Below are 21,952 nucleotides of genomic sequence, written 5' to 3' on the forward strand. Positions count from 1 at the left end.
ATGTCAGACCCGCTCTTCAACGATCCCCTTGCCCATTTTCGCCTGGAGCGCCACGGCCCGGTGATCGAGCTGGTGCTCGCCCGCCCGGCCCGCCACAACGCCCTTGATGCCGACCTGATGCAGGGGCTGCTCGACTGTCTCGGCGAGCTGGCCCACGGCCAGCCGCTGGCCGACCGCCCCCACGTGCTGCTGCTGCGCGCCGAGGGGCCGCACTTTTGCGCGGGCGCCGATCTCGAGTGGATGCGCAAGATGGCCGGGGAGGCGTTCGACCCCCTCGCCTTTGACAAGAATCGCGAGGACGCCCGGGTGCTGGCCCACCTGATGCAGGCACTGGACGAGCTGCCCCTCCCCACGGTGGCCCTGGTGCAGGGGGCCGCCTACGGCGGAGCCTTAGGCCTTGTCTGCGCCTGTGACATCGTGCTGGCCAGCGAAAATGCCCGCTTCTGCCTCTCCGAGGTGACCCTGGGACTGGTGCCTGCGGTGATCAGCCCCTACGTGGTGCGCGCCATGGGGATGCGCCAGGCCCGCCGCTACATGCTGAGCGCGGAGCCTTTCGATGCCATCACCGCCTGCCGACTCAACGTGGTGCACAGGCTCAGCCAGCCTGATCAGTTGCTGGCGGAGGGACGCGCCATGGCCCTGCGGTTGTGTCGCAACGGCCCCCAGGCGATGAAGGAGACCAAGCGGCTGCTGGCCGCCCTCGAAGGGCGCCCAGGCCACCAGCACGAAGAGCAGACCGTCGAGACCATCGCCCGGGTACGGGTCGGTCTCGAGGCCCAGGAGGGGATCCAGGCCTTCTTCGACAAACGCCCCCCCACCTGGCGCCCCCGTTTCAAGGACGAAGCATGACCCATCACACTCCCATCAAGCGCCTGCTGATCGCCAATCGCGGTGAAATCGCCGTGCGCATCATCAAGACAGCACGGCGCCTCGGCATTCACACCATCGCCCTCTACTCGGACGCCGACGCCCGCGCCATGCATGTGCGCAAAGCCGACGAGGCCTGGCATCTGGGGCCGGCCCCCGCCCGGGAGAGCTACCTCGACACCGGCAAGGTGCTCAAGATTGCCAAAGAGGCGGATGCCGACGCCATCCACCCGGGCTACGGTTTCCTGTCCGAGAACAGCGACTTTGCCACCGCCTGCGAGCAGCGGGGCGTGCGCTTTGTCGGCCCAAGCGGCGCCGCCATCCTCGCCATGGGGGACAAGTCGGGGGCCAAGGGGCTGATGCAGGCAGCCGGCGTCCCCGTGCTACCCGGTTATCACGGCGCGGATCAGCACCCCGATTTTTTGCGCGATCAGGCGAGCCTGGTGGGCTTCCCGCTCCTTATCAAGGCGGCCAGCGGCGGCGGTGGCAAGGGGATGCGCCGGGTCGATCAGCTGGCCGACTTTGACGACGCCCTGGCGGCAGTCAAGCGGGAGGCGAGTGCCGCCTTTGGCGACGACCATGTGCTGCTGGAGCGCTATCTCCCCCGCGCCCGTCACGTGGAGGTGCAGGTGTTTGCCGATACCCTCGGCAACGCCATCTATCTGGGGGACAGGGACTGCTCCTTGCAGCGCCGCCACCAGAAGGTGATCGAGGAGGCCCCCGCCCCCGACATCTCCCCTGCCCTGCGCCGCGCCATGGGCGAGGCGGCCGTGGCGGCGGCCAAGGCCATCCACTATCAGGGGGCCGGCACCATCGAGTTTCTGCTCTGCAAGGAGGCGTTCTTCTTCATGGAGATGAACACCCGGTTGCAGGTGGAGCATCCGGTTACCGAAGCCATCACCGGCCAGGATCTGGTGGCCTGGCAGCTGGCGGTGGCCGAGGGCAAACCGCTGCCCCTCACCCAGGATGAAGTGGTGCTGCGCGGCCACGCGGTGGAGGCGCGCCTCTACGCCGAGGACGTGGCCGCCGGTTTTCTGCCCGCGAGCGGCCCCATCCACTGGCTCACCTGGCCCAAGGGGGTGCGCATCGACACCGGCGTCACCGCCGGCGATGGGGTGAGCCCCTATTACGACCCCATGATCGCCAAGCTCGTCGCCCACGCACCGAGCCGCAGCGAAGCCTTTGCCACCCTGGCCGATGCCCTGGCGGCGCTGGATCTCGGCCCTCTGGTGCACAACGGCCCGCTCCTGCAACGCCTGTGCGAAGCGCCAGAGGTGCTGGCGATGTGCCACCACACCCAGTGGCCCATTCCCACCGACACCCTGCCCGTTCCGACGCTCGCCTGGCCCCTCGCCACCCTCTGGCTCGCCACTTGCGAGCGCGATGCCTCCCCCTGGCAGCAGGCCGCAGGCTTTCGGCTGGGCCCCACCCGCCGCTTTTGCGCCACGGTGCGCATCGGCGAGGAGACCCGCACTCTCACCCTCGCCGAGCGAGGAGGCGCCCTGCTCTGGCAGAGCGAGCAGATCCCGTTCGAACTCGGGTCAGATCAGATCCGCCTGTGCCAGGGTGGACATTGGCAGCGCTATCCGGTGCAGCCCCTCGGCGAGGGTGCCTATTTGCTGCACCTGGCGGGCAGACGCATCCGCTTCTCGCTCGATGATCAGCATCATCAGCTCCACCATGATCACGAAACGAGCCATGTCCCGGGCATCCTGGCCCCCATGCACGGCATCGTGGTGGCGCTGCAGGTCGAGACCGGCCAGCCGGTCAGCAAGGGGCAACCCCTGCTGGTGCTGGAAGCGATGAAGATGGAGCACGTCCTCAAGGCCGACCGGGACGGGGTGATTGAGGCCCTGCAGTGCCGCCAGGGGGAACAGGTGAGCCAGGGCGCCGTGCTGGTGCGCTTTGCCGAGGACCATACCGCGCAGGAGGAGCGCTCATGAGCCACACGCACGAGAACCGGGACGACAAGGTCAGCCTGGTGGAGATGGGGCCGCGGGACGGCCTGCAAAATGAAGCTGCGACCCTCTCCCTGGCGCAGCGGCTGGCGTTCATCGCCCGCCTGGCCGAGAGCGGGTTGCAGCGCATCGAGGTGGGGGCCTTCGTGTCGCCCAAGAAGGTGCCGCAGATGGCGGATTCCGCCGCACTCTTCAACGCCCTGCCGCGCAGGGGGCCGACCCGCTATGGTGCCCTGGTGCCCAATCTGCAGGGTCTGCAGGCCGCCATCGCCGCACGCGCCGATGAGATAGGCCTCTTCACCGCCTGCTCGGACGGCTTCACCCGGGCCAACATCGGCATCAGCGTGGAGGAGTCCCTGGTGCGCTTCGCCCCCCTGGTGCAGGAAGCGCGCAGCCTCGGCATCAAGGTGCGCGGCTACCTCTCCACCGTCATCGCCTGCCCGTTCGACGGCCCGACCCGCCCGAAACGGGTCGCCGCCCTGGCCGAGCGGCTGCTGGATCTGGGCTGCCACGAGATATCCCTCGGCGACACCATCGGCGTCGGCACCCCGGGCACCGTGGCTCCCATGCTGGATGCGGTGCTGCACGAGATCCCGGCGGGCCGGCTTGCGGTTCATTTTCACGACACCTATGGCCAGGGGCTGGCCAACCTGCTGCCGGCGCTGGAGCGCGGCATCCGCACCATCGACTGCTCGGTGGCCGGGCTCGGCGGCTGCCCCTATGCCCCCGGTGCCTCCGGCAATGTGGCGTCGGAAGAGGTGGTCTATCTGCTGCACGGCCTTGGCATGAGCACCGGCGTCGACCTCGACCAGCTGGCCGCCACCGGCCAGTGGGTGAGCGAGCTGCTGGGGCGCCCCAACGGCTCTCGGGTCGGCCAGGCCCTGCACGGGAGGGGACGGCGCCTCGCACAAGAGCGCACGCAGCGCGCCCCGGGAGGCCATCATGCATCATGAACCCGGCCCTTGCCGCTGTGCCAGGACCCCGCCAGCTCATCAGGAGGGCGCACCATGAGAGCCAGACACGCCAGTGGCAAGGAGAGGACCTACAGCATCTCGGAGCTGGCCCAGGAGTTCGACATCACCCCCCGCACCATCCGCTATTACGAGGACGAGGGGCTCATCACCCCGACCCGGGAGGGGCAGACCCGCATCTACAGCCACAAGGACAGGATCCGCCTGAAATTGACCCTGCGCGGTAAGCGCCTCGGGTTCAGCCTGGCGGAGATCCGCGAGCTGTTCGACATGTACGACACCGACCGCTCCAGCCGGATGCAGCTTCACTCCATGATCCAGCTCATCGAGGCCAGACGCCACTCCCTGCGCCAGCAGCTGGAGGACATCCAGATGGTGATGGCCGAGCTTGATGCCGCCGAGCAGCGCTGCATCCACTCCCTCGGCGGCTTGAAAACCGACGGGGATTGACAGACTCTGGGGGTATCTCGCCCCCGGAATCCCGGTTTTCCAGTGGATATTCGCAGTGGCAGGCCCTGACCCGGCAACCCCCTTGTTCCCCACATCGCCCGTCACGGCATGCCGGACAGACTGGGCGGTTTGGGCAAGCGGCGAGGTGGGGCAAACGGGGGAAATCCGGCCTTGGTCGCACAATAATTCCCCAGCCCGGTCAGAGTGCGGCGCACCTCATGAGTCCTTCCCATGAACCGGGCACGATTAATTGCTACCATATGCGCATCAAATGGAGACCATCATGCTCAAGCCTCTGCCCGCTCGTCTGCTGCGCTATGCCCTCTATCTTCTCGCGCTCCTGCTCATCGGCATCACCATCCTGCTCTGGCAGGCGCCGACCCTCATCCAGCGCCATCTCCCCGGCTGGCTTGCCACCCATTACGGTCTGCACCTCTCCCTTGGCAAGATAGAGGTGGGGATCCGCTCCCCCTCCCTCGTGCTGGGGCCCAGCGCCCTGCTCGATGACCAGCAGCAAGAACTGGTGTCATTTGAAGAGCTGAAGCTCATTCCCGCCTTGAAAGCGAGCTGGCAGAAGCGCGCCCTGGTACTGGAAGAGGCCACCCTGACAGCCCCCAGGGCAGATATGGTGCGCCTCGAGGATCTCAAAGGGGAGGCACGCTTCAACCTGACCGATGCACTGGCCTCCCTGCTCGCCCCTGCGCCGGAGCAAACGCCGCCAGCTAGCGCCGAGCCCGTGCTGGTGACCATCGGCAAGCTGTCCGTCGAGCAGGGCCGGCTCAGCTACCGGGACAGCCGCAAGCAGAGCAGCCCGGGGTGGGTGCCGCCCCTCACCCTGGACAAGCTCGCCCTGCACCTGCCCGGCTTTTCCACCGCAGAGGGGGTGCTCAACCCCTATCGCCTGAGCGCCACCGTCAACGAGAAGAGCCCCCTCAAGGCCGAAGGGGAGTTCGACATGATGAGCGGCGCCGGCAAGGGCAACCTCAGCCTTGGCAAGGTGGCCATCGCCCCCTTCGCCCCCCTCTGGGCCCCCTATCTCAAGGCGACCCTCGCCAAAGGGGAGGCCAGCGCCGAGCTCGCCTATCGCCTCACCCAGGGCAAGCAGGGACTGGACTGGCAGTTGTCAAAGGGCAAGCTGACCCTGGCCAACTGGCAGCTCACACGCAACAAGGGGGAGGAATTTGCCCGCTTCAAGCAGTTGGCGCTGACCGGGATCCGCATCGATGGCAACAAGCAGCGCCTTGAGCTCGATGCCGCCATCCTCAAGAGCCCGGCCATCACCGCCGCCCTCGACCACCAGCAACAACTGGATCTCGCGGACCTGCTGATCCCCCAGAAGACCCCCAAGGGGGGCAAACAACCGGCCACCCCCGCCAAGCCCTGGCAATGGGCCCTCAAGCAGACCCGCATCGACCAGGGCAGCCTCACCCTGACCGAAGCCACCAGCGGCAAGCCCCTGAAACGGGCCATCTCCGCCCTCGCCCTCACCCTGGGGCCCCTTGGCAGCCAGACCGCCCAACCCAGCCCCCTCACCCTCAACGCAGCCCTCGACACCAGGACGACGGTGGTGTTTGACGGCACCCTGGGGCTGACCCCCTTCACCCTGAACGGCGCCATCCGCCAACAGGGGCTGCCGCTGGCCCTGGCCCAACCCTACCTGCAGGATCTGCTGCGCATCAGCGTGCGGGACGGCGAGCTTGCCAGCCGCACCAGGCTGGACCTGGCCACCGACCGCCAGGGGGCCATCAGCAAGCTGGAGATAAGCGGTGGGCTCGAGGTCGCCGGGCTCAACGTGCTGGATCGGGCCGACAACCAGCGCCTGCTCCAGATAGAGAATCTGCAATTGAGCGGCCTGCACTATGATGGCCTGAGCCAGCAACTGCGCATCGCCGACATCCTGCTCAGCAAACCCTATGCCCGCATCGAGATCAACGAAGAGGGGATCACCAACGTGCAGCAACTGCTGCTGCCGCAACCCGCCGCGAACGACAAGGAGAGCGCCCCCGCCCCGCACATCGTCATCGATCAGATCCGCACCGCCCAGGGCAACCTGCGCTTCGCCGATCGCAGCCTGAGCCCGGAGTTCGTGGTGGACATCGCCTCCCTCGACGGCCAGAGCCGCCATATCAGCAACACCCCGGGGCAGCGCTCCGAGCTCGCCTTCAACGGCAAGGTGGACCGCTATGCCCCCGTCACCATCCGGGGGGGCGCCAACCTGCTCATCGAGGATCCCGTGCTGGACGTGGCCGTGGCCTTCAACAATCTGGAGCTCACCACCTTCACCCCCTACTCCAGCACCTATGCAGGCTATGCCATCGACAAGGGGCAGCTCTCCATGAAGCTCAACTACAAGCTGCAGGGCAACCGGCTGGAGGGGGACAACGACATCACCATCAAGAAGCTGCAACTCGGGGAGAAGGTCAAGAGCGAGCAGGCCAAGGATCTGCCCCTTGGCCTCGCCATCGCCCTGCTCAGCGATTCGAACGGCGTCATCAAGATGAACCTCAAGGTTAAGGGCAATCTGGATCAGCCTGATTTCAGCCTGGGCAACATCTTCTGGGACGTGCTCGGCAATACCCTCGGCAAGGCCATTACCTCCCCCTTCTCCCTGCTTGCGTCCTTGACGGGGGGCACCAAGGATCTCGACGAGCTCCCCTTCCTGCCCGGCGATCCCGCCCTGACCCCGACCCAGCAGACCAAGCTGACCACCCTCGCCCAGGCCCTCAAGGAGAGGCCCAAGCTCAGCATGAACATCCGCGGCAAGGTCAACTTCAACGAAGAGCGCCCCATCCTCCAGCGCCAGAAGCTTGAGCGGCTGCTGGCCAAGATCACCGGCAGCCCGGTGGATTTGACGTTGCTGGAGCAGGATCCCGCCATGCAATCCGCACTGGCAGAGGCCTATGAAGCCAAGTTCAACGAAGATCTCGGGGATCTGGCCGACCGGTTGCGACTCGATGAAGGGAGCGAGGCCCTGCGCGCCCAGGCGGTGCTCCTGCTGCGGGATCAGCAGCTCATCACCGCCAAGTCCCTGCGAAACCTCGCCATGCGCCGCGCCCAGAACACCAAGGAGTATCTGGTGGATACCCAGGGCATCGCGCCGGAGCGCCTCTTCGTGCTCGACAGCCAGGTGAAGGAGACGGACAAGGAAGCCAAGGTGGTGCTGACCCTGGACAACTGATCCGGCCCCCGCCGGATGCCCCTCTTGTTTGCCCCGACGGCATATGGTCCGATGGGCTCCCACCCCCGACCGGATAACGCCTTCCTGGCCATTTAAGGTGCCCACCGCCCAGGTACCGGGCGGCGCCAGTTGCTCGACCCTTTCGTCCCTTTCTTTCCCGCCGGGGCGAGCGGGCGGTTGCTGGCCCAGCGCTTTGCCCCTGTTGTTCCCTTTGTGCCTAGCGGCGGCGACATCATGGTGGAGCAGCCTTATCCCTCCTTGCCTGCTTGCCTGCTTGCCTGCTTGCCTGCTTCTTGCAGCGGGATGATCAGGATGGTGGCTCTCTACTTCTGGTAGCGTCTCTCCACGAGGGAATAAAGGAAGCGGATCCCTGTCCCTTGCTGAGTCTTTCACCGTGGCGGGCACGAGGTGGGCTCTCCTTATCCCTGGCTACCGGTCTGACCGATCAGAGGCAGGAGGCGACCTTGGCTACTTGCCTCCCCTTCTCTAACCTCCCCCTGACCCCTGCCATCAGGATTTGTCTCTCGCTAGCCGTCCCGAACAATCCAGTTATCCGGCATGTCGACATGTCAAAATAGATGGCCCGATTAGATATACAGTGTCTAATCGGGCCAATCTTGAACACCCTCTCGCGCACGCCACAGGGCCAACCCCGCGCCCCCTTCCATTTCGAAGTGTCTTTACTGGGCCCATGGCCCATCCCGCCTCTGGCTTTTTGACAAGGGCAGCCTCTGATCCTGCCCGTTAATCTTGCGCCCCTTTCGCCCGTGGCAGTCAACACGGCGCGCTTGCGGGTTTCTCAGGCGCCCCGCCCTTGTGTAGGGAACACGGTGACGAGCGCGGGGTTGACGAGAAAATGGGGAGCGCAACGGACACTGCGATGGCAGGCGATACGGGAGGTCCATGCGCCACAAACAGGAGGGAAACACTCTGGTCTGATGGCATATGAACTCATTTTTCAATCAAGCCGCCATAACGCGACCATCCGGGGCGCGTTTCCCTCACCAATCCCAGTCACCACCATCGTTGCCGACTTTCATACCAAGGTGCCTTTTATACAAAAACGCAACGTTGAAAACGTTTTTCGTTCACCACTCGTCTACCTGAATGGCACGAATGGTTGGCCACTTAAACTTTCGTGTTCTTTTTTTACCATTTCTGTGTGTCCCCCCCTTGCCCGGGACCCTGAGCCTGCCTAAAATCGCGCGTCTTTTATCAACCCCACCTCTATTGTTGGAGAACACCACGTGAGCGAAAAATTGGCCAACCCTGCCCCTCTGGGTCTGATGGGTTTCGGTATGACCACCATTCTGCTGAACATCCATAACGCAGGTTTCTTCCCCATCAGCGCCATGATCCTGGCCATGGGTCTGTGCTATGGCGGTCTGGCCCAGATCATCGCCGGCATCATGGAGTACAAGCGTGGCAACACCTTCGGTGTCACCGCTTTCATCTCCTACGGCACCTTCTGGTGGAGCCTGGTGTTCCTGCTGGTGATGCCGACCATGGGTCTGGCCGAGGCCACTCCCCACGCCTACATGGGCTGGTACCTGCTGATGTGGGGCATGTTCACCCTGTTCATGCTGATCGGGACTGTCAACTTCCCCCGCGTGAAGCAGTTCGTGTTCGCCTCCCTGACCGTGCTGTTCTTCCTGCTGGCCGCCCGTGACTTCACCGGCAGCACCCTGATCGGCACCATCGCCGGTTTCGAAGGCATCATCTGCGGCGCCAGCGCCATCTACCTGGCCATGGCCACCGTGATCAACGAGCAGTTCGGTCGCACCGTGCTGCCCATCGGCGAGCAGAAGAAAGCCGCTCCCGCCCAGCTCAAAGCCGCTGCCTAAGCACCCGGCGACATCGCTGTCACGAAAAAGGCACCCTCGGGTGCCTTTTGTGTTTCTGCCGCCCGGACACAGTGCCGGTCAGCCCTGCGCTCCGGGATCTCCCGCCAGCAACCGGGTGGCCGGGTAGCGGGCGGCGGGATCCTGGCCGTAGAAGCGAGCGAACTGGTCATAGACCGCGGGGTAGACGGCGCGCAGACGCAACGGATCGGTGAAGAAGCTCTCGCTGCACACCGCGAAGAATTCGGCGGGGTGCGAGGCGGCGTAGGGGTCTATCTCGGTCACCTCCTCTCTGGTCAACTGATCGTTCATCTCGTCAAACGCACCTTGCAGCGCCCGGGTCCATTGCTGGGGATCCATGCCCCGCGGCAGGGGCGGTGCACCGTCAGCATCCCCTCCCAGCATGTCGAGCTTGTGGGCAAGCTCATGGATCACCAGGTTGAATCCGTCCCAGTCCCCGTCCTGCTGCAATTCGCTCCAGGCCAGTACCAGTGGCCCCTGGGGCCAGGATTCACCGGCGTTCTCCTCTTCAAATTCGCTTACCAGCCCGAACTCGTCCTGCACCTCCTGACGACGGGTCACGGGCTCGGGGATGATGATCACCTCGTGGAAACCTCGATACCAATCGAACCCCAGGTGCAGGATGGGCAGCACTGCCTGCAGGGCCAGCACCCCCTGCTGGCGGGGCGTCAGTTCCACCCCGATCTGGGTGAGGGTCTTGCGCGAGAGAAAATGGCGCGCCAGCTCCATCAGCCTCTGCGCCTCTTCTTCTTCAAGCCCCTGCAAGATGGGCACCGCCGCCAGCGCCTCGCGCCACTCCTGTTCTTCGGGGAGACGGGGCTCCCGGGGAGATGCACCACCCAATACCTCTTTCAACCTGGACCAGAACACACGGACTCCTCTTGCCAATCAGACAGCTTTCACAAAACGTTTCGGACGCTCGCAATACCCTTGCGCCAGATAAAATCGGTGCGCCCCTTCGCGCTTGAGGCTGCTGGAGAGCTCCAGCTGGCCGCACCCCAGGGCTGCCGCCCGCTGCTCTGCCGCCGCCAGCAGCAGGGCCCCGATGCCCCCGCCCCTTGCACCCTCATCGACAACCAGCGCCGAGATCAGGCCCCAGGCTGGTGCAAGGTGCATGGGTTGCAAGTGGTGCCACACCAGCACCCCCACCGGGATCCCCTCGCACAGGGCCACCAGGACCTCCCGCGCCGGATCGGGCTGGGCCAGCCTGGCGCTGACCGCCCCGTCAGGGTTGGGGTAGCCCAGCTGGGCAAACAACCCCGTCAATCCGGCCCCATCCGCCTCCCCGGCGAGGCGAATGATGTATCTGTTTTCCCTTGTCGCCACTCCTGGCCTCCTATTTGCATTACCTCAATCAGCCCTCTGGGCATGGCAAAGCGGCAGATGATGGGTATGTACCGAATCTTGTCCAGTTTCATTCACCATTTGTTAATGTCAATTCACAAATTAACAAAGTCACAACACTTTTCACTAGGAAGGCCCTGAACAAACCGATATGTTAAATCCCGCGGACTAACCAGTCGAAAGTCCCGCACAATCCTGAGTGACCCCCTTGGTCACCGCATATTTCAATGTTAAGGGAGCGAGGCATATAGACCTCGCCAAGACAGCGCAACAAAGGAGTTGTTGTACATGAATGAGATCGTCAATGCCATCAATGGCGTGATTTGGAGCCCAGCGCTCATCTATCTGTGTCTGGGGGTAGGCCTCTACTTCTCCCTGCGCAGCCGTTTCCTGCAACTGCGTCATATCAAGGAAATGGTGCGCCTGATGTTCGATGGCAAGAGTACGGATGCGGGCGTCTCCTCCTTCCAGGCCCTTGCCATGACCCTGGCCGGTCGCGTCGGTACCGGCAACATCGCCGGTGTGGCCACCGCCATCACCTTCGGCGGCCCGGGCGCCCTGTTCTGGATGTGGATGGTTGCCTTCCTCGGCGCCAGCTCCGCCTTCGTGGAGTCCACCCTGGGCCAGGTCTACAAGGAGAAGATCAACGGTGAATACCGCGGCGGTCCGGCCTTCTACATCGAGAAGGGGCTCGGCATGAAGTGGTACGCCTGGACCTTCGCCATCGCCACCATCTTCGCCTGCGGCGTGCTGCTGCCGGGCGTACAGGCGAACTCCATCGGCTCCAGCCTGCAGACCGCCTTTGCCATCGACCCCAACGTGACCGCCGCCGGTCTGGCGCTGCTGCTCGGTTTCATCATCTTCGGCGGCGTCAAGCGCATCGCCAACTTCGCCAGTACCGTGGTGCCCTTCATGGCGCTGGGTTACATCATCGTCGCCTGCGTCATCATCGCCCTGAACATCGGCCAGCTGCCGGGCGTGATCCTGCTCATCTGGAAGAGCGCCTTCGGGATGGACGCCGGCTTCGGCGCCATTCTGGGCTTGGCCATCATGTGGGGTGTCAAGCGCGGGGTCTACTCCAACGAAGCCGCCCAGGGCACGGGTCCCCACGCCTCCTCCGCCGCCGCGGTGAGCCACCCGGCCAAGCAGGGTCTGGTGCAGGCGTTCTCCGTCTACATCGACACCCTGTTCGTCTGCTCCGCCACCGGCTTCATGCTGCTCATCACCGGCCTGTACAACGTGCAGGGTCCGGACGGTGCCGCCCTCTACACCGGCATCGCCGGCGTAGCCGCCGGCCCAGGCTATGTGCAGACCGCCATGGAGAGCATGATGCCAGGCTTTGGCAACTACTTCGTCGCCATCGCCCTGTTCTTCTTCGCCTTCACCACCATCGTGGCCTACTACTACATCGCCGAAACCAACATCGCTTTTGTCAATCGCAAGATTAACCGCCCCTGGCTCACCTTCCTGCTGAAGATTGCACTGATGGCATCCACCGTCTATGGCACCGTCAAGACCGCTGATCTGGCCTGGGGTCTGGGTGACATCGGCGTCGGCCTGATGGCCTGGCTCAACATCGGCGCCATTTTGATGCTGCAAAAGCCCGCCTTCGCCTGTCTGAAAGACTATGAGGCCCAGAAGTCAATGGGACTGGATCCCGTGTTCCACCCGGAAAAACTCGGTATCAAGAACGCTGACTACTGGACCGGCCGCCGTTCCGAGCAAAACCTGGAGCAGGAGCAATCCGGTCACCCCTTCGAACCGGACCGTCAGTCCACCTGAACCGTTGATCCCTAAACAGATAACAAAATGGCAGCCTAGGCTGCCATTTTTATTTGTGCTCTCTTGAGAGTGAGCGCCGCTTCAGAGCGCGTTGCGGCGGGGTCCGAACGGCAGGCGCCAGCGAAACAGGCTGTTGAGGGTCGCCCGCCACTGGTTGGGGCGCCCCAGGATCTGCCTCTGCAACCGGGTCTCTTCCTTGAGCATGGTCTCGTCACTGCGAGCCCAGGCCTGGGTGTAGAGCTGCTTGATCCCCGCCAGCGCATCCGGCGACTTGGTGATCAGGGTCCGGGCAAAGGCCCGCGCCTCTTCCAGGGGATCCGCGCACACCCGGCTCACCAGGCCGAGGGACTTGGCTTCGCTGGCTTCCAGCTCGCGCCCGCTCATGGCAAGCTCCATGGCGGTATCCATCCCCATCAGGTTGCGCAGGGTGACGCTGCCGCTCATGTCGGGGATGATGCCCCACTTGATCTCCATCACCGAGAAGCGGCAATCCGGGGTGCTGAAACGAAAATCGGCGCCGAGCGCTATCTGCAGGCCGCCGCCGAAACAGACCCCCTGGGTCACGGCGATCACCGGCACCGGCAACTGGTGCCAGCCATAGGCGACCCGCTGGGCCAGGTTGGTCGCCTCGTCCGCCTCGCGCTTGAGGATCTCCAGCGCCGCCACCGGCTGCCTCAGCATGGATTTCACATCCAGCCCGGCGCAGAACGCCCGCCCCTCCCCGTGCAGGATCACGGCCCGCAACCCTTTTTGCCGGGATACTGCGTTCAGCGTCTCGTCGATGGCGTCGAACATGGCCCGATCCAGCGCGTTGAGCTTGTCCCCCCGGCAGAGCATCACCTCGGCGATCCCCTCCTGAAACACCCATTTGACCCTTGGCTTTTCCATCTCCGTCTTCGTCCTTTGATTCAACTGGTCATACCACAACGTTACCAGAGTGTTATGGGCAGGTACAGGGAGGCAGCCCCGGGCCTGCGACTAAAGTCGGCTGGCCCGGTGGTGGAGCCTTTGTCAGACTGGCCCCATGGTCACGGTGGAGCCTCTCATGTCACTTCTGTTCAATTTTGCCCGTCCACCGTTCGACGGCCTGGACGAGGAGGCACGCCAGCGGCTCGGTCAGCACCTCAGCATCTGCTACTTTCGCGCGGGCCAGACGGTGCAGCACGCCGGGGAGGAGCCCGCCGGGCTCTACCTCATCATCAAGGGGGCCGTGGAAGAGTCTGCCCCCCATCAATCCTTTGGCGACTATGGCGAGGGGGACATGTTCGACGTCCGTGCCCAGTTTGACGGGCACTGCCGCCACCGTTTCGCCGCCCTGGAAGATACCCTCTGCCAGCTCATTCCCCGCCCCGTCTTTCTGGCCCTGTGCGACGCGCACCCCCATATCGCCCGCTACTTCACCGCCACCCTGGCGGAGCGCCAGCGGGAGCAGGAGCGGCGCAGTCAGCTCGGGCAGCAGAACCTGGCGGAGTTCATCCTGACCCGCATCGCTCCCGACCATCTGCAGGCGCCGCTCATCGTGGAAAGCAGCCTCTCGCTCCTGGCCGCCACCGAGGCCATGGTGGCCAGGGGCACCGACTGCCTGCTCTATCCCGGAGCAGACGGCAGCCTGAGCCTGGCCACCCGCAAGACCCTGCTCCACGCCCTCACCCTCAAGGGATTGCCGCTCAGTGCGCCGCTGGCGGTGCTGACCCCCACCCCGCTGACGGGTCTGCCACTGGGGAGCTATCTGTTCGATGCCCTGCTGCTGATGACCCGCCACCGCATCAAGCGCCTGGTCATCTGGCAGGGGCAGGAGGTGGCAGGCATCCTGCATCTGACCCAGGTGCTCGGGCTCTTCTCCACCCACTCCCATGTGTTGACCCTGCGCATCGCCCGCGCCGACTCCCCGACCACCCTCGAGGCGGTGGCTCGGGAGCAGCAGCAACTCACCCGCTCCCTGTTTGCTCAGGGGATCCATACCCTGTTTCTGATGAAGCTCATCGCCACCATCAACGAGCAGTTGATCGCCAAGGCCTTTTCCCTGGTGATCCCCGCGGCGCAGCAAGAGCAGGTGTGCCTGCTGATGCTGGGGTCGGAGGGGCGTGGCGAGCAGATCCAGAAAACCGATCAGGACAATGCCCTGATCCTGCCGGATGGCCTGCCGTGGCCCACCCAGTCGGCGGATCTGGCCGCCTTCAGCGCCCTGCTGGCGCGCCTGGGTTATCCCCCTTGCCCGGGCAGGGTGATGGTCAACAACCCGGCCTGGGTGAAGCCGCTTGACGGCTGGCTGCAAGGGATAGAGCAGGCCTGTGTGCGCGCCAGCGAAGCGGATCTGCTCTGGCTCGCCACCCTGGCCGATGCCCAGGCCATCACGGGAGATCGCGCCCGGCTCGCCCCCGTCGCCCGCCACCTGCGGGCCTGCCTCGCCGACCGGCCGGATCTGCTGGCGGAGATGGCAAGGGCCGCCGTCGCCTTTCACGCCCCCCTCACCCTCTTTGGCAGATTGGAGCAAGCCCCGGAGGGGCTGGATCTCAAGCGGGGCGGCCTCTTCCCCCTTGTCCACGGCGTCCGGGTGCTCTCCCTGGAGGCGGGGATCCTGGAGACCTCGACCACAGGACGCATCGAGGCCCTGGTGGGCCAGGGACGCCTCAGCCGGGACTATGGCACCAATCTGGCGGAGGCCTTCCGGCTGTTCATGCGGCTTCGGCTGCGCAGCCAGTTGCAGGAGGGAGACGGACGGGTGCGGGTGGCCGACCTCGGCCCCGCAGAGCGGGATCTGCTGCGCCATGCCCTGCACCAAGTGAAGAAGTTCCAGCAATGGCTCACCTTGCACTTTCGTCTTAGGCAATAGCGATGTGGAAGCACTGGCGCCGCCGCTGGCTTGGCAGGACGTTTCGGGAGGGGGAGTTTGCCCCGCTCTTTGCCCGCCCTGCTGGCGACGAGTGGGTGGCGCTGGACTTCGAGACCACCAGCCTGGATCCAGCGCTGGCGGAGATCGTCTCCATCGGGGCGGTGCGTATCCGGGGCAACCGGATAGAGACGGGCGATGCCCTTGCCATCCGGGTCCAGGCTCCCGCCAGCCTGAGCACCGGGTCCGTAGTGATCCACGGCCTGCGCCATCAGGATCTGCAACAGGGCATGGCACTGGAGCCCGCGCTGCGCGCGCTGCTGGAGTTCATCGGCCCCCGTGAGCTGGTGGGGTATCACATCGCCTATGACCTGCGCATTCTCAACCTCGCCTGCCAACGGCTGTGGGGGCTCACCCTCCCCCAGCGCGGCATCGAGGTGAGCCGCCTCTATCACGATCACCTCTATCGCCGCTATCCCGATGCCGCCATCGATCTGCACCTGGCCGCGATCTGTCGCCATCTGGCGCTGCCAGCCCTGCCCCCCCACGACGCCCTGAGCGATGCCGTCACCGCCGCCCTTGTCTTTGTTCGCCTGCATCAGGGCGGCCCGCTGGCTTATCCCAAAGTCTAATTGTCCACAAATAACATTTAATTCACATTTTGATTACATGGACAGCCGTGCTGTCCGGTAGGGAACCCCTCATCCACCGCTGACATTCACTGTCATGGAGAACTGCAATGGAACAGCAACCGTATCTTCGGATCCAGCAAGATCACAACTTCCAGGCACTGGTCGCCAAACGCCAGCGCTTTGCCTGGACCCTCTCCATCCTGATGCTGGGGCTCTACCTGGCGTTCATCCTGCTCATCGCCTTTGCACCGGGCTGGCTTGGCACCCCCTTGAGCGAAGGCTCCAGCATCACCCGTGGCATCCCGGTCGGGATTGGTCTCATCGTATCGGCCTTCGTGCTGACCGGTATCTACGTATTTCGTGCCAACGGCGAGTTCGACGAGCTGAACCAGAAGATCCTCAAGGGAGCGCAATCATGAAAGGCAAGTTTCTGCTGCCGCTGGCAGGTCTGATCTCCACCCCCTTGCTGGCGGCCGACGCCATCAGCGGCGAGGTGCAACGCCAACCCCTCAATATCTCGGCCATCGTGATGTTCGTGGTCTTCGTGGCCGCGACCCTGTTCATCACCTACTGGGCCTCCAAGCGCAACCGCTCGGCTTCCGACTACTACGCCGCTGGCGGGCGCATCACCGGCTTCCAGAACGGTCTGGCCATCGCCGGTGACTACATGTCCGCCGCCTCCTTCCTCGGCATCTCCGCCCTGGTCTATACCTCGGGCTACGACGGTCTCATCTACTCCATCGGCTTCCTGGTGGGCTGGCCCATCATCCTGTTCCTGATCGCGGAGCGGCTGCGCAACCTCGGCAAGTACACCTTTGCCGACGTGGCCTCCTACCGCCTCAAGCAGACCTCGGTGCGAAGCCTCTCCGCCAGCGGCTCCCTGGTGGTGGTCGCCCTCTACCTCATCGCCCAGATGGTCGGTGCCGGCAAGCTCATCGAGCTGCTGTTCGGCCTCCAATACCATGTGGCCGTGGTGCTGGTCGGCATCCTGATGGTGCTCTACGTGCTGTTCGGCGGCATGCTGGCCACCACCTGGGTACAGATCATCAAGGCGGTGATGCTGCTCTCCGGTGCCTCCTTCATGGCCATCATGGTGATGAAGTCCGTCAACTTCGACGTCGGGACCCTGTTCAGCGAAGCGGTCAAGGTGCATGCCAATGGTGCGGCCATCATGAGCCCGGGGGGCCTGGTCGCCGACCCCATCTCCGCCATCTCCCTTGGGCTGGCCCTGATGTTCGGTACCGCCGGTCTGCCTCACATCCTGATGCGCTTCTTCACCGTGAGCGATGCCAAGGAAGCCCGTAAATCGGTGTTCTATGCCACCGGCTTCATCGGCTACTTCTACATCCTCACCTTCATCATCGGCTTTGGCGCCATCCTGCTGGTCAGCACCAACCCGGACTTCAAGGACGCCACCGGCGCCCTGCTGGGGGGCACCAACATGGCGGCGGTCCATCTGGCCGACGCCGTGGGTGGCAGCCTGTTCCTGGGCTTCATCTCCGCCGTGGCGTTTGCCACCATACTGGCGGTCGTGGCCGGGCTGACCCTGGCGGGGGCCTCCGCGGTCTCTCACGACCTCTATGCCTGCGTCATCAAGGAAGGCAAGGCCAACGAGGCCGACGAGCTGCGTGTCTCCAAGATGACCACCCTGGTGCTGGGTGTGGTCGCCATCGGCCTTGGCATCCTGTTCGAGAAGCAGAACATCGCCTTCATGGTGGGCCTGGCGTTCTCCATCGCGGCGAGCTGCAACTTCCCGGTGCTCTTCCTCTCCATGTTCTGGTCCCGCCTGACCACCCGTGGCGCCGTCTATGGCGGCTGGCTCGGTCTCATCAGCGCCGTGACCCTGATGATCCTGGGCCCCACCGTCTGGGTGAAGGTGCTGGGTCATGCCCAGGCCATCTTCCCCTACGAATACCCGGCGCTCTTCTCCATGGGGCTGGCCTTCATCGGGATCTGGTTCTTCTCGGTCACCGACAAGTCCCAGGCAGCCTCCGACGAGCATGCGAAATTCTTCCCGCAGTTCGTCCGCTCCCAGACCGGGCTCGGTGCCTCCGGCGCCTCCGCCCACTAAGTGGCATCCTACGCATCCAAGCCGGCCCAGTGCCGGCTTTTTTCATGACCGCCCCCTCGCCTCCCCTCTGCAAGAGAGGCCGGAGCCCGTTGCCGGCCTGGTCGTGAAACCTTCCCCCCTGCAATGGGGCCAGATCACAGTTCCTGCTAAAACTTTCGGGGGATCTGTGCCATAATGCGCGCCATTTGACAGACCAACCGGGACATTCCAGTGCTTTCAAGCAACAACATCACCATGCAGTTCGGCGCCAAGCCGCTGTTTGAGAACATCAGCGTCAAGTTTGGCGGCGGCAACCGCTACGGCCTCATCGGTGCCAACGGCTGTGGCAAGTCCACCTTCATGAAGATCCTCGGCGGCGATCTCGAACCCACCGGCGGCAATGTGAGCCTGGATGTCAACGAGCGCATCGGTAAGCTGCGCCAGGATCAGTTCGCCTACGAAGAGATGCGCGTACTGGACGTGGTCATGATGGGCCACACCGAGCTGTGGGCCGCCATCGCCGAACGCGATGCCATCTACGCCAACCTGGAAGCCACCGACGACGACTACATGAAGGCCGCCGAGCTGGAAGGCCTGGTCGCCGAATATGATGGCTACACCGCCGAATCCCGCGCAGGCGAGCTGCTGCTGGGTGCCGGTATTCCCATCGAGCAGCACAACGGCCCGATGAGCGAAGTGGCCCCGGGCTGGAAACTGCGGGTACTGCTGGCGCAGGCGCTCTTCTCCAACCCCGACATCCTGTTGCTGGACGAACCGACCAACAACCTGGACATCAACACCATTCGCTGGCTGGAGCAGGTGCTCAACGATCGTGAAAGCACCATGATCATCATCTCTCACGACCGTCACTTCCTGAACTCCGTCTGCACCCATATGGCGGATCTGGACTACGGCGAGCTGCGGGTCTACCCGGGCAACTACGACGAGTACATGCTGGCTGCCACCCAGGCCCGCGAGCGCCTGCTGGCCGACAACGCCAAGAAGAAGGCCCAGATCGCTGATCTGCAATCCTTCGTCTCCCGCTTCAGCGCCAACGCCTCCAAGTCCAGCCAGGCTACCTCCCGCCTCAAGCAGATCGACAAGATCAAGATTGAGGAAGTAAAGGTATCCAGCCGTCAGAACCCCTTCATCCGCTTCGAGCAGGACAAGAAGCTCTACCGCAACATCCTGGAGATCGAAGGCGTCTCCAAGGGTTATGGCGACGGTCCCCTGTTCAAGGGGCTCAACATGATGCTGGAAGTGGGCGAGAAGGTCGCCATCCTGGGGACCAACGGGATCGGTAAGTCCACCTTGATCAAGACGCTGGTCGGTGCCCTGGCACCGGATACCGGCACCATCAAGTGGTCCGAGAACGCCCAAATCGGCTACTACGCCCAGGATCACGCCGAAGATTTCGACACCGATCTCAATGTGTTCGACTGGATGGCCCAGTGGAAGCAGGAGAACGAAGACGAGCAGGCGGTGCGCTCCGTGCTGGGTCGTCTGCTCTTCTCCCAGGACGACATCAAGAAGCCGGTCAAGGTGCTTTCCGGTGGTGAACAGGGCCGGATGCTGTTCGGCAAGCTGATGATGCAGCGCCCCAACATCCTGATCATGGATGAACCGACCAACCACCTGGACATGGAATCCATCGAATCCTTGAACCTGGCGCTGGAGATGTACAAGGGCACCCTGATCTTCGTCTCCCACGACCGCGAGTTCGTCTCCTCCCTGGCGACCCGCATCCTGGAACTGACCGAAGACGGCATCCGCGACTTCGGCGGCACCTACGAGGATTACCTGCGCACCCAGGGTGTGGTGTAATCCCCCGCCTTCAAGCAACCGGCGCCTCGTGCGCCGGTTTTTTTATGCCTGCTGGCAACGCCGAGCGGGATGCAAACTAGGACGACGTATCCCCCCTGCGAGCGGGCAGCAGCTCTCCCTTGTGCCGCGTGCAGATAAAAAAACGGCTCCATCATGGAGCCGTTTTCACACTTGGGGCCGTGAGGCTGACTTACTCGACAGTGGCTTCCACGTCGGTGAAGTATTCGATCTTGGCCGCCTTGCGCAGCTCGTCGATCAGCGACTTGTAGTCGGCCTGTGCCTTGCCCTGACCCAGCTGACCTTGCAGCAGGCTCACCATCTGGGACGGCTCCTTGATGACGTTGACCTTGTCCAGCGCCACCACCACACGATCACCGTTGGCTTCGGTCACCAGCTCGACGCTCGGCTTGCCATCGGTCGGATGGGGCATGCGGAACGCCTGGGTCACCAGGTTCTGATCCATCTCCTGAGCGAAACGGGATACGCCGGTATGGGTATCCACTTTCAGACCCAGCGCGGTCAGGTCGGCCTGAACGTTCTCACCGGCCTTGAGCTTGTCCAGCAGACCCTGGGCCTTGCCACGGGCCACTTCACTGGCCTTGTCGTGCTTGATGGCGGTGATCACCTGCTCTTTCACCTCGGCAAGCGGCTTGGCCGCCTTCGGCTGGTGACCCATGATGTGCAGCACCAGCGCCTTGCCGTCGGCCAGCTCGATCACGTCGGAGTTGGTATTGTCATCGCGCAGCTGTTCGGAGAACGCCACGGAGAGCACCTTGGGATCATTGAGCGGTGCCGGCGCATCGGCCTGGCTGAAATAGCCGGTGGACTGCACCTGGAGGCCCATGGCTTCGGCGGTCAAGTCCAGGGAGTCCGGGTTCTCGAAGCTGCTGTCGGCCATCTTCTGCTGTTCGGCGAAGAACTGCTCCTTGGCCTTCTCAGATTGCAGACGGGCGATGGTATCGCTCATCACGTCCACGAAGGGCTTGGTCTTGGCAGGCTCGACGCCCAGCAGCTTGATGATGTGGAAGCCGAACGGGCTCTTCACCACGGCGGAGAGATCGCCGGCCTTGGCCAGCGCGAACGCGGCTTTCTCGAAGGCAGGATCCATCACCCCTTTCTCGAACCAGTCGAGCTCCCCGCCCTTCTTCGCAGAGAAGGTATCGGAGGAGTCGGCCTTGGCCAGCGCGGCGAAATCGTCACCCGCCTTGGCCTTGGCCAGCACGGCCTCGGCTTTCTGCTCGGCGGCCTTTTCATCCTTGCCAAACGGGATCAGGATGTGCGCCACCTGACGGCGCTCGGGACGCTGGAACAGATCCTGATGCTGGTCGTAGTAATCCTGGGCATCTTGCTCGGTGACCTTGATGTTCTTGCCAAGGTTCGCGGCATCGAGCAGTAGATAGTCGACCTTGACCGTCTCGTCGTTCATGAAGCGAGCGCTGTTGGCCTTGTAGAACTGCTCTACCTCGGCATCGCTCACCTCGATCCCGTCCACATAGGCGGAAGCGGCCAGACGGATCAGGCGCAGGTCACGGGTCTGGTTGTAGAGACGATCCAGTTGCTCGGCTTCACCCTTGAGGGCGAACTCCGAACCCAGCACGGCGCCCATCAATTGCTGGCGCACCATGTCCTGGCGCAGGGAGTCGCGGAACATCTCGGGGGTCATGCCGGCACGGCGAATGAGCTGCAGGTAGCGGTCATTGCTGAACTTGCCGTTCTCGGCAAACTCGGGCATGGCGACGATGGCCTGCTTGATCTGCTCATCGCTGACGCGCAGACCCAGGGAGCGGGCCTTGTCATCGATCAGCGCCTGATCGATCAGACGGTCCAGCACGCCACGGCGGAACTGTTTCATGTAATCGGGATTGGCGGCCAGCTGGTTGAAGGCCTCACCCATTTGGGATTCCATGCGGGCCCGCTCATTGCGGTAGGCATTCTCCAGTGCGGGGGCACTGATGTCATTGCCGTTGACGGTGGCGGGGGCGGTACGTGCCGGGCCATTGAGGTAGCTGCCTACGCCGGCCAAGGCAAAGGAGAGGATGATCAGGCCCAAGATAACCTTGGCTACCTTGCCCTGCGCCCCTTCGCGTAGTTTATCCAACATCATGTTTGTACTTATGCTCCCGAACTCGATGGGCGTAAATAATGAAAAGGCGCACCGATTGCGATGCGCCTTGGTCAAGCAGTATGAGGGAGAGCCCTCTCAC

General features: G+C 63.8%; 16 protein-coding genes. 12 read left to right on the forward strand and 4 right to left on the reverse strand.

Annotated elements, in window-relative coordinates; genetic code table 11:
- The 6 genes from AB5Y80_RS13075 to AB5Y80_RS13100 all read left to right on the forward strand — a co-directional run bounded on the left by AB5Y80_RS13075 (position 1) and on the right by AB5Y80_RS13100 (position 9,268).
- Positions 1-849, forward strand: coding sequence for an enoyl-CoA hydratase-related protein (locus AB5Y80_RS13075; protein WP_368173030.1), 849 nt, complete (start codon positions 1-3; stop codon positions 847-849).
- Positions 846-2,810: a biotin carboxylase N-terminal domain-containing protein gene (locus AB5Y80_RS13080; protein ID WP_368173031.1), complete on the forward strand. Its 1,965-nt coding sequence runs from the start codon at positions 846-848 to the stop codon at positions 2,808-2,810. The genes AB5Y80_RS13075 and AB5Y80_RS13080 overlap by 4 nt, the downstream gene beginning before the upstream one ends.
- Positions 2,807-3,778 (forward strand): hydroxymethylglutaryl-CoA lyase, encoded by a 972-nt coding sequence (locus tag AB5Y80_RS13085; protein ID WP_368173032.1) that lies wholly within the window; start codon positions 2,807-2,809, stop codon positions 3,776-3,778. The genes AB5Y80_RS13080 and AB5Y80_RS13085 overlap by 4 nt, the downstream gene beginning before the upstream one ends.
- Positions 3,779-3,832: 54 nt before the next feature.
- Complete coding sequence (locus AB5Y80_RS13090) at positions 3,833-4,246, forward strand: MerR family DNA-binding transcriptional regulator (protein ID WP_010674587.1); 414 nt, start codon at positions 3,833-3,835, stop codon at positions 4,244-4,246.
- A gap of 283 nt (positions 4,247-4,529) precedes the next feature.
- Positions 4,530-7,424 carry a DUF748 domain-containing protein gene (locus AB5Y80_RS13095; RefSeq protein ID WP_368173033.1) on the forward strand — a complete coding sequence of 965 codons (2,895 nt, stop codon included), beginning with the start codon at positions 4,530-4,532 and terminating at the stop codon, positions 7,422-7,424.
- A 1,247-nt stretch (positions 7,425-8,671) separates the two neighbouring features.
- Positions 8,672-9,268 carry a GPR1/FUN34/YaaH family transporter gene (locus tag AB5Y80_RS13100; protein ID WP_029314465.1) on the forward strand — a complete coding sequence of 199 codons (597 nt, stop codon included), beginning with the start codon at positions 8,672-8,674 and terminating at the stop codon, positions 9,266-9,268.
- A 78-nt stretch (positions 9,269-9,346) separates the two neighbouring features.
- Here AB5Y80_RS13100 and AB5Y80_RS13105 read toward each other — a convergent pair whose 3' ends face one another.
- Entirely contained in the window at positions 9,347-10,156 is an 810-nt protein-coding gene (locus AB5Y80_RS13105) for a zinc-dependent peptidase (protein WP_039039054.1), read from the reverse strand.
- An 18-nt stretch (positions 10,157-10,174) separates the two neighbouring features.
- The gene (locus AB5Y80_RS13110) at positions 10,175-10,543 is read right to left on the reverse strand and encodes a GNAT family N-acetyltransferase (RefSeq protein ID WP_010674583.1); all 369 of its coding nucleotides are present in this window, start codon (positions 10,541-10,543) and stop codon (positions 10,175-10,177) included.
- Between the two features lie 375 nt (positions 10,544-10,918).
- Here AB5Y80_RS13110 and AB5Y80_RS13115 point away from each other — a divergent pair, with 375 nt between their 5' ends.
- On the forward strand, positions 10,919-12,412 hold the full coding sequence (locus AB5Y80_RS13115; RefSeq protein ID WP_368173034.1) for an alanine/glycine:cation symporter family protein: 1,494 nt from the start codon (positions 10,919-10,921) through the stop codon (positions 12,410-12,412).
- 81 nt (positions 12,413-12,493) lie between these two features.
- On the opposite strand, the gene AB5Y80_RS13120 is transcribed toward AB5Y80_RS13115, so the two are convergent.
- Positions 12,494-13,300, reverse strand: a complete 807-nt coding sequence (locus AB5Y80_RS13120) for a crotonase/enoyl-CoA hydratase family protein (RefSeq protein WP_039039052.1) — start codon at positions 13,298-13,300, stop codon at positions 12,494-12,496.
- Positions 13,301-13,457: 157 nt separating this feature from the next.
- Between AB5Y80_RS13120 and AB5Y80_RS13125 the strand changes: the two genes are divergently transcribed.
- The 5 genes from AB5Y80_RS13125 (at position 13,458) to AB5Y80_RS13145 (ending at position 19,748) form a co-directional block, all read left to right on the forward strand.
- Entirely contained in the window at positions 13,458-15,245 is a 1,788-nt protein-coding gene (locus AB5Y80_RS13125; RefSeq protein WP_368173035.1) for a putative nucleotidyltransferase substrate binding domain-containing protein, read from the forward strand.
- A 2-nt stretch (positions 15,246-15,247) separates the two neighbouring features.
- On the forward strand, positions 15,248-15,874 hold the full coding sequence (locus AB5Y80_RS13130; RefSeq protein ID WP_368173036.1) for a 3'-5' exonuclease: 627 nt from the start codon (positions 15,248-15,250) through the stop codon (positions 15,872-15,874).
- A gap of 107 nt (positions 15,875-15,981) precedes the next feature.
- Positions 15,982-16,293, forward strand: a complete 312-nt coding sequence (locus AB5Y80_RS13135; protein WP_368173037.1) for a DUF485 domain-containing protein — start codon at positions 15,982-15,984, stop codon at positions 16,291-16,293.
- A complete protein-coding gene (locus tag AB5Y80_RS13140) occupies positions 16,290-17,945 on the forward strand; it encodes a cation acetate symporter (protein ID WP_039039048.1) in 1,656 nt (551 codons plus the stop codon). The genes AB5Y80_RS13135 and AB5Y80_RS13140 overlap by 4 nt, the downstream gene beginning before the upstream one ends.
- Before the next feature lie 210 nt (positions 17,946-18,155).
- Positions 18,156-19,748, forward strand: a complete 1,593-nt coding sequence (locus tag AB5Y80_RS13145) for an ABC-F family ATPase (RefSeq protein WP_010674576.1) — start codon at positions 18,156-18,158, stop codon at positions 19,746-19,748.
- A gap of 190 nt (positions 19,749-19,938) precedes the next feature.
- Here the strand turns inward: AB5Y80_RS13145 and ppiD are convergent, their stop codons facing one another.
- Positions 19,939-21,852 carry a peptidylprolyl isomerase gene (ppiD, locus tag AB5Y80_RS13150; RefSeq protein WP_042016078.1) on the reverse strand — a complete coding sequence of 638 codons (1,914 nt, stop codon included), beginning with the start codon at positions 21,850-21,852 and terminating at the stop codon, positions 19,939-19,941.
- Positions 21,853-21,952 lie beyond the last annotated feature (100 nt).

Origin of the sequence: Aeromonas sp. R2-1 (assembly GCF_040908425.1) — a bacterium.
Lineage (GTDB): Bacteria > Pseudomonadota > Gammaproteobacteria > Enterobacterales > Aeromonadaceae > Aeromonas > Aeromonas caviae.